Origin of the sequence: Butyrivibrio sp. NC2007, from assembly GCF_000421405.1 — a bacterium.
Taxonomy (GTDB): domain Bacteria; phylum Bacillota; class Clostridia; order Lachnospirales; family Lachnospiraceae; genus Butyrivibrio.
The window spans coordinates 147,827-160,845 of sequence record NZ_ATWY01000001.1; the positions used below are offsets into that span (position 1 = coordinate 147,827).

Consider the following 13,019-nt stretch of genomic DNA (forward strand, 5'->3'; position numbering starts at 1 on the left):
CATTATTTATATATTGGAGAAATTATGATTAAGGATGAAGATATAAGCAGATTTGAGCAGCTCATTGGCTACACATTCAGAGACAAGCAGCTTCTGATTCAGGCTTTTACTCACAGCTCTTTTGTAAACGAGCAGAAAATAAACAAACACCCTGACTATGAAAGACTTGAGTTTCTCGGTGACGCTGTGCTTGAGATGATCTCAAGTGCCTATCTGTTTAGGAAATTTCCTGATAAAAAAGAGGGCGAAATGTCCAAAATGAGAGCATCTCTTGTTTGTGAAGGTGCTCTGGCCTTTGATGCAAAAGTACTTGACCTTAAAAGCTATATTCTTCTGGGAAAGGGAGAGGAAGCAACAGGAGGTCGTGATAAAGAGTCAATCATAGCAGATGTAATGGAGGCTGTTATTGGAGCTCTTTTCCTTGACGGGGGAATAGAGCAGTCCAAGCGTTTTATTGACAGTTATATCCTTACAAACACCGATGCTGTGGTTATGTTTGGAGATAGCAAATCGATGCTCCAGGAAGTAGCCCAGGGAGAAAATTTGGGCGAAGTAAGGTATGAAATATGTGGCGAAAGTGGACCTGAACATGATAAAATATTTGAGGTCCGCGTTTATGTCGGAGATAAGAATTTGGGAGAGGGGACAGGAAAGACCAAAAAGGCTGCGGAACAAAAAGCCGCCAGTCAGGCTCTTCTTGTATTAAAGAATAAGCAGTAATGTACTTAAAAAGTATTGAGATTCATGGCTTTAAATCTTTTGCCAATAAGATAAAGTTCGATTTTCACAACGGTATAACCGGAATCGTAGGACCTAACGGCTCAGGTAAGAGTAATGTGGCTGACGCCGTAAGGTGGGTTCTTGGTGAACAGCGAATCAAACAGCTGCGTGGCGGATCCATGCAGGATGTTATTTTCTCAGGCACAGAACTTCGTAAGCCTCTTGGCTATGCTTATGTTGCCATCACATTGGATAATTCTGACCATTCCCTGGCTATTGATTATGATGAAGTAACTGTCTCCAGACGTCTTTACCGCTCCGGAGAGAGTGAATATATGATTAATGGATCATCCTGCAGACTTAAGGATGTTAACGAGCTCTTTATGGATACCGGTATCGGTAAAGAGGGCTATTCCATCATCGGACAGGGTCAGATTGACCAGATCCTCTCAAGTAAGCCTGAGGACAGGAGAAATCTTTTTGACGAAGCTGCCGGAATCGTTAAGTTCAAGACCCGTAAGGAAACAGCCATCAAGAAGCTCGAAGAGGAAAAGATCAACCTCACCAGACTATCAGACATTCTCTCAGAGCTTGAGAAACAAGTCGGACCTTTAGAGAAGCAGTCAGAAGTAGCCAAAGAGTTTTTAAGACTTCGTGAAAGACTTAAGACCCTCGATGTAAACATGTTCCTGGTTGAGAACAAGCTCCAGAAACAGCAGCTTGAAGAAGCTGAAAACAACTACAACGTAGCTACAGAGTCCTTGGAAGAAGCAAAAGGCAGCTACGAAAAGACAAAAGAAGAATATGAAAACATCCAGAAACAGCTGGAAGAAATAGATAAAGAGATCGATGAAGCAAGAGCTAAGATCACTGATTCATCGGTCAAAAGAGAAAAGCTCGAGGGACAGATCGGTATCCTGAACGAGAAGATCAAGTCCGCAACCGATAATGACGCTCATTTCAAGAAAAGAGAGAAGGATGAGCGTGAAAAACTCGAAGTAAGATACGCAGAAAGAGATAAGTATCTCGAAGAAAAAGAGAAAATAGACAAAGAGGCTGAAGGTCTTTTGTCAGACAGAGAAAGTGCCAGGAAAGAACTCGAGGCAACCCTTTCTCAGATTGAAAACATCAACAACGAAATTGAAGAGTGCAAGAGCACTATCATCAATACCATTAACACAAGATCTAACATCAAGTCCAAGCTCAGCTCCCTTGATACCATGAAAGAGCAGGTAAACATCAGAAAGGCTGAACTTACCGGCAAGCTTGTTCGTGCTCGTTCCGACGAATCAAGGCAGGAAGAAACTCTAAAGAAACTCAGAGATGAATTTGACAGTATTACTGCTGAGATCTCTGAGATGAACAAGAAGCAGAAAGAGACAGAAAAAGAAGTGCTTAGCATCCGTGAAACCATGAGTATCAAGGATACTGAGCTCAGAAAGACCCAGGAACTCTACCAGCAGGAGAAATCAAGGCTTGAAGCTCTTGCAAACCTGACTGAGAGATATGAGGGCTACGGCGGTAGTGTAAAAAAGGTCATGGAGCGCAAGGAAGATACCAAGGGAATTATCGGTGTCGTTGCGGATATTATCAAGACCGAGCCCAAATATGAGACAGCCATCGAAGTTGCTCTTGGAGGAAATATCCAGAATATTGTTACAGACAATGAAGAGACAGCCAAAGAGATGATCGCATATCTGAAGCAGTCAAAAGCCGGAAGAGCTACATTCCTTCCGCTTACATCTCTTGATAATCCTCCTGAACTCAAGGCAAAAGAAGCTTTGGAAGAGCCCGGCGTACTTGGTATGGCTGATGAGCTTGTAAAGACCGATCCCAAGTATAAAAAAGTTGCAAAGGCAATGCTTGGAAGGATTGTCGCAGTTGATAATGTCGACAATGCCGTAAAGATTGCAAGGAAATATAAATACACAGTCAGAATGGTAACTTTAGAGGGTGAGCTTTTAGTACCCGGCGGAGCTATCAGTGGTGGTGCTTTCAAGAACAACTCAAACCTCCTCGGAAGACGAAGAGAAATGGAAGATCTTGAAGCTAACGTTAAGAAATACAAGCAAAAGGTAGAAGATACACAGGCTGAGATAGATGGCCTTAAGACTAAGAGAAATGAGCTTCGTACCCTTGCAGAAGAGTTAAGAACTGAACTTCAGGGCAAGTTCATTGCTCAGAACACTGCCAGGATTAACGTTGAAAACGAGGAGAAGAAGCAGGAAGAGCAAAAGGGTTCATACTCAGACCTTAAGACAGAAAACGCCGAGATTGAGAGTAAGCTTAGCGAAATAGCTGCCGAGAAGGAACAGGCTCTTTTGCAGTTAAAAGAATCAGAAGAACTTGAGAAACAGTGCTCCGAGAAGGTTCAGACCTTCCAAGGACAGCTAGAAACTCTCCATCAGGACGAAGAAGTTAAGAACGAAAAGGTTGCAAAATGGGATATCGAGTACGAGAAATTTGTACAGAAGCAGGATTTCCAGAAGCAGAACCTTGATCGTATCAATGCTGATATCGAAAGCGAAGAGGATGCCTTGGAAGAGATCCTCGAGACCATCAAGAAAAATGATGAGTTACTTGCACAGAGCAAAAAGGATATTGAAGAGATCAAGCTCACTATAGAAGCTTCTACAGATGTCCAGACCGATGCAACCAAGGAACTTGAAGAAAAGAAGGAAGCCAAGAATGCGCTTTCTGTTTCTCAGAAGGAGTTCTTTGACAAGACACAGGAACTTAACAAGCAGATGTCAGACCTCGAAAAAGAGGTAATAAGACTTGTCGGAAAGAAAGAGAGAGCTCAGGAAGCTATCGAATCTCAGATCAACTACATGTGGAACGAGTATGAGATTACTCTTGCAGATGCAGCTCAGATGAGAGATGAAGAGATGACGGATATTCCATCCATGAGGAAGGAGACACATACTCTCAAGGATTCCATCAAAAAGCTTGGTGATGTAAATGTAAATGCCATCGAGGATTACAAGAACCTCATGGAGAGATATACCTTTATGAAGACACAGCATGATGATCTTATTGAGGCAGAAGAGCAGCTTAAAGAGATCATCAAAGACCTAGATGAATCTATGAGAAAGCAGTTCATCGAGCAGTTCGAACTCATCAACAAAGAGTTTGATAAAGTCTTCAAAGAGATGTTCGGAGGCGGACACGGTGCACTTGAACTTGCTGAGGATGAAGACGTTCTTGAAGCAGGAATCAGGATCAATGCACAGCCACCGGGCAAGAAACTTGTTAACATGATGCAGATGTCCGGTGGAGAGAAGGCTCTTACTGCAATAGCTCTTTTGTTTGCTATTCAGAACCTTAAGCCCTCACCATTCTGTCTGCTTGATGAGATTGAGGCGGCTCTTGATGAAAATAACGTTGTACGTTTTGCCAAGTATCTTCACAAGCTTGCAAGTACACAGTTCATCGTTATTACTCACAGAAGAGGAACCATGGAAAGTGCTGACAGACTCTACGGAATCACAATGCAGGAGAAGGGTGTATCTACCCTTGTCAGCGTAAACCTGATTGATAAGGAGCTTACAAACTAATGGCAAAAGGCTTTTTTGCAAAACTTCAGATCGGACTTGCCAAAACCAGAGATAAATTTCTTTGGGGAATGGACAATGTCTTTTACGACGATGCATTTGTAGATGAGGAATTCTATGAAGAACTCGAAGAAGTCCTCATCATGGCTGATATCGGCATAAATGCAACCAGCAGGATCATTGATAAACTAAGGGCTCAAGTCAAGGAACAAGGAATTATCCACCGTGCCAAGTGCAAAGAGCTCCTGGTTCAGAATATCAGAGAACAGATGAGAACTGATGGTGATGACTACAGCTTTGAGAACAAGAAGACAGTAATCTTTATCATTGGTGTTAACGGCGTCGGTAAGACAACGACTGTTGGTAAGCTTGCTTCCATCTACAGAAATAAAGGCAAGAAAGTAATTATTGCAGCAGCCGATACCTACAGAGCTGCAGCAACCGAGCAGCTTGCTACCTGGGCTGAGAGAGCTCAGACTCCCATCATCACAGGACGTGAGGGAGGAGATCCGGCCAGCGTTATCTATGATGCAACATCAGCTTTTAAGGCAAGAGACTGCGATATTCTGATTGTTGATACTGCCGGAAGACTTCATAACAAGAAAAACCTGATGGAAGAGCTTGCCAAGATGAACAGGATCATTGACAAAGAACTTCCCGGAATATGGCGCGAGAACTTTATTGTACTCGACGGTACAACAGGCCAGAATGCCATTAATCAGGCAAGAGAATTCGGCGAAGCAGCCGACCTTACAGGTATAGTTCTTACAAAGCTTGATGGAACTGCCAAAGGCGGTATCGCTGTTGCTATCGTATCCGAGCTGAATATCCCCGTTAAATATGTGGGAGTCGGTGAGGGTATTGATGACCTTGAAAGATTTAATTCAGATGAATTTGTCGATGCACTCTTTGATGTAGATAGAGATGATGCAGAGACTAATAATGATAAAGTTGAAGAAAATAAAGAGGAACAGGAGAATAGCAATGGCTGACGAAAACAAGATGACCCTGGACAAATTTGAAGAAGCGTATGAAGATGTCAAGAAAGTAACCCTTGATACCAAGCTCATTTACAGTGACTACTGGAGCTCAGTTACTGGTGGTAAGGTTTATTTAAAGCCTGAAAACCTTCAGAGGACCGGTGCTTACAAGGTAAGAGGTGCTTATTACAAGATTACGACTCTTACAGACGAAGAGCGCAGCAAGGGACTTATTACCGCATCTGCCGGCAATCATGCACAGGGTGTTGCATATGCTGCAAAACAGTACGGAGTAAAGGCTGTTATCTGTATGCCTACTTCAACTCCTCTTATCAAAGTTAACAGAACCAAGGCGCTTGGTGCAGAAGTTGTTCTCTACGGAGACGTATACGATGAAGCATACCAGAAAGCCCTTGAGCTTGCCAAGGAAAACGGATATACACTGGTTCATCCTTTCGACGATCTCGATGTAGCAACAGGCCAGGGCACTATAGCCATGGAGATCATAAAGGAACTTCCTACAGTTGATGTGATCCTTGTACCAATAGGGGGAGGCGGACTTGCAACAGGTGTTTCAACACTCGCTAAGCTTCTTAATCCCAAGATAAAAGTAATAGGTGTAGAACCGGCCGGCGCTAACTGCATGCAGGAGTCATTTAAGGCAGGTCACGTAGTAACACTTCCTTCAGTAAACACAATTGCTGACGGTACAGCTGTTAAGACTCCCGGAGAGCATATTTTCCCTTATCTTCGCAAGAATATTGATGAGATAATCACTGTTCCCGATGAAGATCTTGTAGTTTCATTCCTTGATATGGTTGAGAACCACAAGATGGTTGTTGAGAACTCCGGCCTTTTGTCAGTTGCAGCACTCAAGCAGCTTGATCTTAAGGACAAAAAGGTAGCATGCGTACTTTCCGGTGGAAACATGGATATCATTACCATGTCTTCAGTGGTTCAGCAGGGTCTTATCATGAGAGACCGTATATTTACGGTTTCAGTTCTTTTACCTGATAAGCCAGGTGAATTATCAAGAGTTTCCGGAATTATAGCCGAAGTAAAAGGAAATGTTATAAAATTAGAGCATAACCAGTTTGTTTCCATCAACAGAAACGCTGCAGTTGAGCTCAGAATCACTCTGGAGGCATTTGGAACCGAGCATAAGGAGCAGATCATGAATGCTCTTAACGACAACGGTTACAAGCCAAGAATCGTAAGGACCAATATTTAATGAATTCAAAGAAAATATCACCAAAGAAGAGACTCAAGGAGTATCTGATAATAACATTTGCAGCTCTTATCTACGGAGTTGGAACGAGTCTTTTGGTAGACCCAAATAACCTTGCACCCGGTGGAATGACCGGTCTTGCAATCGTTCTTAACAGGCTTGTGGGAATAGGAACAGGTATGTGGTTTCTTATACTGAACATACCTATTCTTCTCATAGCCATCATGAAATTTGGCATAAGATTTACCATATCTACAATCTATGCCACAACAATGATATCTGTATTTACGGATCTGTGTACCAAATACTTCGGGCAGTACATAATACACGATATGATACTGGCTGTTACCATCGGAAGTGCCATGACAGCCGTTGCTATCGGACTGATATTTAAATGTCATGCCACAAGTGGTGGTACGGATGTTATAATTAAACTGTTAAGGCTTCGGTACCCTCATATTAAGACCGGAATTCTATATATCATGACCGATATGATAGTTCTGGTAATAGCAGCCATCGTATTTAACGATCTGGCAGCTGCTATGTATTCTTTCTTATCAGTACTTGTTGTCAGCGCTGTTGTTGACTTTGTTCTGTACGGAAGAGACGGTGCCAAGCTTATTTACATCATTTCAGACAGACCGGACATTATTACCGCAAGGCTGTTAGATGAGCTGGATATCGGTGCAACACACGTATTCGCTCAGGGGGCATACAGCGGAGAAAAAAAGAAAGTAATAATGTGCGCTATTAAAAAGAGACTTTCACCTCTTGCAGAAGACATTGTAAGAGAAGAGGATCCAAACGCATTTATGATCATTACCAGTGCAAGTGAGATCTTCGGTGAGGGATACAAAAGCTATTTCGACGAGAGAATGTAAGGTATGAATAATTCAGGGGATTACAGAGTTCGCAGGGGTGTCAGAAATACACAGAATATAGTATCTATTATCTTCCTTAGTCTGGTTGCGCTGATGGCGCTGACCTTCAGCATTGTTCTTCTTATCAGAAATGCCAACCTTCAGAGACAGGAAGATGCCATAAGGAGTGAGCTTGATGCACTGAATCAGGAGGGCTACTATACTGAGGCAGAGGCATCAAAGCTTGTTGAAGACGCAAAAGAAGAAGCTGCGGAAGAGACAAAAAACTCCATCAGAGCAATGATCCAGCAAAAACTTGAAAATGGCGACGGAGCTACAAGCACTATCAGATCTCTTTTCCCGGATCAGATAGTTGTAGCAAGTTCCGGAAGATATTATTTCTTCCCGATACTTGATGAGATTGAGCATCATGGATTCGGAGAAGAAGATTTTGAGTTTGATGAGAACGGTTTTCTTACATACGTAGGAGATGATTCTACCGTTGAAGCCAAAAACGGAATCGATGTATCAAGATTTCAGGGAGAGATCGACTGGAAGAAGGTTAAGGCTGCAGGCATTGATTTTGCAATTATAAGAGCCGGCCTTCGCGGAACAACAGAGGGTAAGCTTCTTGTAGATGATTTCTTCGAGGCCAATATTGAAGGCGCAACAGAAAACGGCATCGATGTAGGCGTTTATTTCTATTCACAGGCTCTTGATGAAGATGAGGCAAAAGAGGAAGTTCAGCTTATTCTTGACCTTATCGAGCCCTACAAGATCAAGTACCCTGTTGTTATCGATGTAGAGTCTGCAGAGTCTGATTCAGCAAGAACCGTTGACCTCTCAACTGACGATTATGAGCTTGTTGTGAAGACTTTTTGTGATATGGTTTCAAATGCAGGCTATACACCTATGATTTATGGTAATGTAAAGAGCTTCACCCTGCTGATGGATGCAATTGATGTCGACAATTACGATATCTGGATCGCATATTACGGAACGCCTCTTTATTATCCTTACCACTTTGATATCTGGCAGTACACATCATCCGGAAGGGTCGATGGAATCGACGGAGACGTAGACCTTAACATCTGTATAACGGATTATTGATATGGAAAATGGATATGATGCTTCATTATCTTATGAAGCTTATGAGCAAAAAGGATATCTGAACGAGGATTTTCACTTCTTTCATATTAAGACAGAAGAGTCCTTTGATATACCTTTTCACTATCACGACTTTCATAAACTTATCTTAATACTTGATGGAACAGTAAAATATAACATCGAAGGGTTTGAGTATGATCTTATGCCCTTCGATTTTGTGCTTGTTAACAGATTTATGATCCATAAGCCGGAAATTGGAGCACAGCCAAAAGGCAAAGGGTATGACAGGATAATCCTTTATCTCTCTGATGATTTTCTAAATCATTACGGCCTTTTGGATTCATTTGACAAGGCAAAAGAGCTAAAGAGCTATGTGGTAAGGTTTCCTGCAAATATCAGTGCAGAAATCTTTAATATGTTTGAAACTGTTGAAGCAGATGAAAAGAAACAGGATAAGGAATATGCCGGAAAACTTACAACACGGCTGGATCTGATGAAGGCTCTCATTGCTTTTAATAAGGCCTGCATTATGGAAGACTTCGGATTTAAGCCTGAAGCCAGGTATAATCGCAAGATAATTGAGATAATCGAGTATATCGGAAATAACTTAAATAAAGACCTCTCGATTGATCTTTTAGCTGATAAGTTCTACATGAGCAAGTATCATATGATGCGTACATTCAAGAATGAGACCGGGTATTCAATCCATCAATACATCTCGGAGAAGCGCATTCTTCTTGCAAGAAGCTATATAATGGGCGGAATGCCTGCCACAAATGCCTGCATAGAATGTGGCTTTCGTGATTATTCATCCTTCAGCAGAGCTTTTAAAAACCAGCTTGGGATAATGCCTTCAGAGGTTAAGATATAGGCGTCAAGAAAAAATACTTGACACCTATATCTTTTTTGTATATTATACTCATTGTGCATATTTGAGGATGAGGTTAACTATGGAGAAAATCGTTGAACAGGGTTTGCTGTACGATTTCTACGGCGAACTGCTTACAGAACATCAAAAGCAGATATATGAAGCAGCTGTTTACAACGATATGTCACTTACCGAGATCGCAGATGAACACGGTATCAGTAAACAGGGTGTTCATGATCTTATAAAGAGATGCACGAAATCGCTTCAGGAATATGAGGATAAGCTCCACATGATCAGACGCTTTGAGGCAATCAAGACTCAGGTCGAGAGACTAAAGGATGCATCCGGCGGAGATAAAGATCTCTTGGATATTTCTGAAAAGATATTAGAGGAGCTTGGTTGATGGCTTTTGAAAGTCTTACTGATAAACTTCAAAACGTATTTAAAGGCCTAAGGAGTAAGGGCGTCCTCACCGAGGCAGATGTTAAGACTGCTTTAAAAGAAGTAAAGATGGCTCTTCTTGAAGCTGACGTAAGCTTTAAGGTGGTTAAACAATTTATTAACTCCGTGCAGGAGAGAGCTATCGGTGAAGGAGTACTAAACGGCCTTAATCCCGGACAGATGGTCATCAAGATTGTTAATGAAGAAATGACCAGCCTTATGGGATCTGAGACAACTGAGATTCAGTTTCAGCCTGTAAATGAGATAACAGTTCTCATGATGTGCGGTCTTCAGGGTGCTGGTAAAACAACTACAGCTGCCAAGATAGCCGGTAAGATCAAACTTAAAGGCAGAAAACCACTTCTGGTTGCCTGCGACGTTTACAGGCCTGCAGCTATAGATCAGCTGAAAATCAATGCTGACAAACAGCAGGTAGATTTCTTTTCAATGGGAACTGACATAAGTCCTGTTGAAATAGCTAAGGCTTCAATCGATCACGCTAAGAAGAACAACAATAACGTTGTTATCATCGATACAGCTGGTCGACTTCAGATAGATGAAGCAATGATGAAGGAGCTCATTGACATCAAGGAAGCGGTAACTGTTCATCAGACCCTCCTGGTAGTTGATGCAATGACCGGTCAGGATGCAGTAAATGTTGCATCTGAGTTCAACGAGAAGGTTGGAGTTGACGGAATTATCCTCTCCAAGATGGACGGCGACTCAAGAGGTGGTGCGGCTCTTTCGACAAAAGCAGTTACGGGTAAGCCTATTCTCTATGTTGGTATGGGTGAGAAGCTCTCAGATCTTGAGCAGTTCTATCCTGACAGAATGGCCAGCAGAATCCTTGGAATGGGTGATGTACTAAGTCTCATCGACAAGGCTGTTGAAGCCAACGCTCAGATGGATGCTGAAAAAGAAAAAGAGATGGCCCAGAAGATGAAAAAGGGCAAGCTCGATTTCGAGATGTATCTTGAGAGCATGAAACAGATGAGAAACATGGGCGGACTTGGAGCTATCATGGGAATGCTTCCCGGAATGGGCAAGATCGGTGATGATCAGCTTCCCGATGAGAAAGAACTCGCAAGGTTAGAGGCCATTGTTCTTTCAATGACACCACAGGAGCGCAAGAATCCCAAACTTATGAGCCCTCAGAGGAAATACAGGATTGCCAAGGGGTCAGGTAATGACATTGCAGCTGTTAACAGATTCATCAAACAGTTCGAGCAGATGAACAAGATGATGAAACAGATGCCCGGCCTTATGGGCGGCAAGAGAGGATTTGGTAAGTTCGGTAAATTCGGTAATCCTTTCGGCGGTGGTAAATTATTCTAACGATATGTCATTGCAGCAATAGCTGTTTGATACATATAAAACTGACAACAATAATTTAATTATTTAAATGGAGGAAATTTAAAATGGCAGTAAAGATCAGATTAAAGAGAATTGGTAAGAAGAAGGTTCCTTTCTACAGAATCATCGTTTCAGATTCAAAGGCTCCTGTACAGGGTAAGTTCATCGAGGAGATCGGAACATACGATCCTAACACAGATCCCAGCACAGTTAAGGTTAACGAGGAGCTTGCTAAGAAGTGGCTTTCAAACGGTGCACAGCCAACTGAGTCTGTAGCTAAGTTATTCAGACAGGCCGGCATTCAGAAATAATATTTTTCTTTTTCATAAATATGCCGGAGGTTAATCATGAAAGATTTAGTTGAAGTTATCGCAAAAGCGCTTGTTGATAACCCCGATGAGGTTGTTGTAACCGAGAAAAAGGACGGGCGTAATATAATGATCGAGCTTCATGTTGCACCTTCAGACATGGGCAAGGTAATTGGTAAACAGGGCCGTATTGCAAAGGCAATCCGCGCTGTAGTCAAGGCAGCATCAACAAGAGAAAACATTAAGGTTGATGTAGAAATTGTTTAATTAAGGATAGCCGAATAAGATATATTTCTTATTCGGCTTTTTTTCTAAGGAGAACAATGAACTACCACATTATGACTCTTTTCCCTGAAATGATAGAACAGGGACTCTCCACAAGCATTATAGGAAGAGCAATAGAAAAGGGCTTCATTTCTTTTGAGGCTATAAATATAAGAGACTATTCAGGTGATCTCAAACACCACAAGGTGGATGATTACACCTATGGCGGCGGAGCAGGCATGCTTATGCAGGCTCAGCCTATATATGACTGTTATAAAGCAATTGAAGATAAAATAGATTCAAAACCAAGAGTTATATATGTAACTCCACAGGGCTCGGTATTTACACAGAAGATGGCTGCTGAGTTTGCACAGGAAAAAGACCTTGTGTTTTTGTGCGGACATTATGAGGGCGTAGATGAAAGAGTTCTGGAAGAGATAGTTACAGACTATGTCTCAATCGGAGACTATGTCCTTACCGGAGGAGAGCTTCCGGCCATGGTCATGATAGACGCAATATCAAGGCTGGTACCCGGTGTTTTAAACAACGATGAGTCAGCACTGACAGAGAGTTTTGGAAACGGTCTTTTGGAATACCCTCAGTACTCAAGGCCTGAGGAATGGATGGGTAAAAAAGTACCGCCGATTCTTTTATCGGGTGATCACAAGAAAGTTGATGAGTGGAGACTTGAGCAGTCCCTTATCAGAACCAAAGAGCGAAGGCCTGATCTCTATGAGCAGTATATGATCGACAATCCGCCAAAACCGGAGAAAAAGAAGCGCAAGAGAAAACCTAAGCCGGAAACAGAAGGAGAATAAATGACAGAATCATTTCAGGTTGGAGTAATTGCATCAACACATGGTCTTGCGGGGGAAGTAAATGTATTTCCCACAACACAGGACCCCGATAGATTTAAAAAGTTAAAGAAAGTTACGCTCCATACAAAGAAGGGTGAGGAGATCCTTTTGGATGTCGTTAGTGCAAGATTCTTTAAAAAGTTTGTTATTGTTAAGTTCAAGCAGTTTAACAACATAAACGAAGTTGAGAAATTCAGGGGATGTGAACTGACAATTGACAGAAAAGATGCCATTAAGCTGGAGAAAGGCGAGTATTACTGTGCAGATCTCATCGGACTTACAATTGTAGATGAGGAAGGTGCTGAACTTGGTACACTCACAGAAATTCTTCAGACAGGTGCCAATGATGTCTACGAGATGACTTTAAAAGGCAGTGAAGAGAAGATTTATATTCCTGCGATAAAAGACTGTGTAAAAGAAATCGATATTGATGCAGGAAAGATCACTATTCATGTGATGCCTGGGCTTCTTGGCTGAGT

At 42.1% G+C, this 13,019-nt stretch carries 13 protein-coding genes; all 13 read left to right on the forward strand.

Annotated features, from left to right (window positions below; translation table 11 throughout):
- Positions 1–24: 24 nt before the first annotated feature.
- Positions 25–720 carry a ribonuclease III gene (gene rnc, locus G632_RS0100570; RefSeq protein WP_022767087.1) on the forward strand — a complete coding sequence of 232 codons (696 nt, stop codon included), beginning with the start codon at positions 25–27 and terminating at the stop codon, positions 718–720.
- On the forward strand, positions 720–4,277 hold the full coding sequence (gene smc / locus G632_RS0100575) for a chromosome segregation protein SMC (protein ID WP_022767088.1): 3,558 nt from the start codon (positions 720–722) through the stop codon (positions 4,275–4,277). Before rnc ends, smc begins: the two co-directional genes overlap by 1 nt.
- The gene (ftsY, locus tag G632_RS18400) at positions 4,277–5,266 is read left to right on the forward strand and encodes a signal recognition particle-docking protein FtsY (protein WP_022767089.1); all 990 of its coding nucleotides are present in this window, start codon (positions 4,277–4,279) and stop codon (positions 5,264–5,266) included. The genes smc and ftsY overlap by 1 nt, the downstream gene beginning before the upstream one ends.
- A complete protein-coding gene (gene ilvA / locus G632_RS0100585) occupies positions 5,259–6,485 on the forward strand; it encodes a threonine ammonia-lyase (protein WP_022767090.1) in 1,227 nt (408 codons plus the stop codon). The genes ftsY and ilvA overlap by 8 nt, the downstream gene beginning before the upstream one ends.
- The gene (locus G632_RS0100590; RefSeq protein WP_022767091.1) at positions 6,485–7,363 is read left to right on the forward strand and encodes a YitT family protein; all 879 of its coding nucleotides are present in this window, start codon (positions 6,485–6,487) and stop codon (positions 7,361–7,363) included. Before ilvA ends, G632_RS0100590 begins: the two co-directional genes overlap by 1 nt.
- Positions 7,364–7,366: 3 nt before the next feature.
- Entirely contained in the window at positions 7,367–8,452 is a 1,086-nt protein-coding gene (locus G632_RS18405; RefSeq protein ID WP_022767092.1) for a glycoside hydrolase family 25 protein, read from the forward strand.
- 1 nt (position 8,453) lies between these two features.
- Positions 8,454–9,320 (forward strand): AraC family transcriptional regulator, encoded by an 867-nt coding sequence (locus G632_RS0100600; RefSeq protein WP_022767093.1) that lies wholly within the window; start codon positions 8,454–8,456, stop codon positions 9,318–9,320.
- A 79-nt stretch (positions 9,321–9,399) separates the two neighbouring features.
- Positions 9,400–9,720, forward strand: coding sequence for a YlxM family DNA-binding protein (gene ylxM / locus G632_RS0100605; protein WP_022767094.1), 321 nt, complete (start codon positions 9,400–9,402; stop codon positions 9,718–9,720).
- On the forward strand, positions 9,720–11,093 hold the full coding sequence (ffh, locus tag G632_RS0100610) for a signal recognition particle protein (protein WP_022767095.1): 1,374 nt from the start codon (positions 9,720–9,722) through the stop codon (positions 11,091–11,093). Before ylxM ends, ffh begins: the two co-directional genes overlap by 1 nt.
- An 83-nt stretch (positions 11,094–11,176) precedes the next feature.
- Positions 11,177–11,422, forward strand: coding sequence for a 30S ribosomal protein S16 (rpsP, locus tag G632_RS0100615; RefSeq protein WP_022763995.1), 246 nt, complete (start codon positions 11,177–11,179; stop codon positions 11,420–11,422).
- 36 nt (positions 11,423–11,458) lie between these two features.
- Entirely contained in the window at positions 11,459–11,686 is a 228-nt protein-coding gene (locus tag G632_RS0100620) for a KH domain-containing protein (protein WP_022767096.1), read from the forward strand.
- Between the two features lie 56 nt (positions 11,687–11,742).
- A complete protein-coding gene (gene trmD / locus G632_RS0100625; RefSeq protein ID WP_022767097.1) occupies positions 11,743–12,501 on the forward strand; it encodes a tRNA (guanosine(37)-N1)-methyltransferase TrmD in 759 nt (252 codons plus the stop codon).
- On the forward strand, positions 12,502–13,017 hold the full coding sequence (gene rimM / locus G632_RS0100630) for a ribosome maturation factor RimM (RefSeq protein WP_022767098.1): 516 nt from the start codon (positions 12,502–12,504) through the stop codon (positions 13,015–13,017).
- Positions 13,018–13,019: the final 2 nt, after the last annotated feature.

Bases quoted from the DNA above. Each gene is read 5' to 3' on its own strand.
- G632_RS0100600 (WP_022767093.1), top strand. From the start codon at position 8,454: ATGGAAAATGGATATGATGCTTCATTATCTTATGAAGCTTATGAGCAA.
- G632_RS0100620 (WP_022767096.1), top strand. From the start codon at position 11,459: ATGAAAGATTTAGTTGAAGTTATCGCAAAAGCGCTTGTTGATAACCCC.
- ylxM (WP_022767094.1), top strand. From the start codon at position 9,400: ATGGAGAAAATCGTTGAACAGGGTTTGCTGTACGATTTCTACGGCGAA.
- rnc (WP_022767087.1), top strand. From the start codon at position 25: ATGATTAAGGATGAAGATATAAGCAGATTTGAGCAGCTCATTGGCTAC.
- trmD (WP_022767097.1), top strand. From the start codon at position 11,743: ATGAACTACCACATTATGACTCTTTTCCCTGAAATGATAGAACAGGGA.
- smc (WP_022767088.1), top strand. From the start codon at position 720: ATGTACTTAAAAAGTATTGAGATTCATGGCTTTAAATCTTTTGCCAAT.
- G632_RS0100590 (WP_022767091.1), top strand. From the start codon at position 6,485: ATGAATTCAAAGAAAATATCACCAAAGAAGAGACTCAAGGAGTATCTG.
- rpsP (WP_022763995.1), top strand. From the start codon at position 11,177: ATGGCAGTAAAGATCAGATTAAAGAGAATTGGTAAGAAGAAGGTTCCT.
- ilvA (WP_022767090.1), top strand. From the start codon at position 5,259: ATGGCTGACGAAAACAAGATGACCCTGGACAAATTTGAAGAAGCGTAT.
- ffh (WP_022767095.1), top strand. From the start codon at position 9,720: ATGGCTTTTGAAAGTCTTACTGATAAACTTCAAAACGTATTTAAAGGC.
- ftsY (WP_022767089.1), top strand. From the start codon at position 4,277: ATGGCAAAAGGCTTTTTTGCAAAACTTCAGATCGGACTTGCCAAAACC.
- rimM (WP_022767098.1), top strand. From the start codon at position 12,502: ATGACAGAATCATTTCAGGTTGGAGTAATTGCATCAACACATGGTCTT.
- G632_RS18405 (WP_022767092.1), top strand. From the start codon at position 7,367: ATGAATAATTCAGGGGATTACAGAGTTCGCAGGGGTGTCAGAAATACA.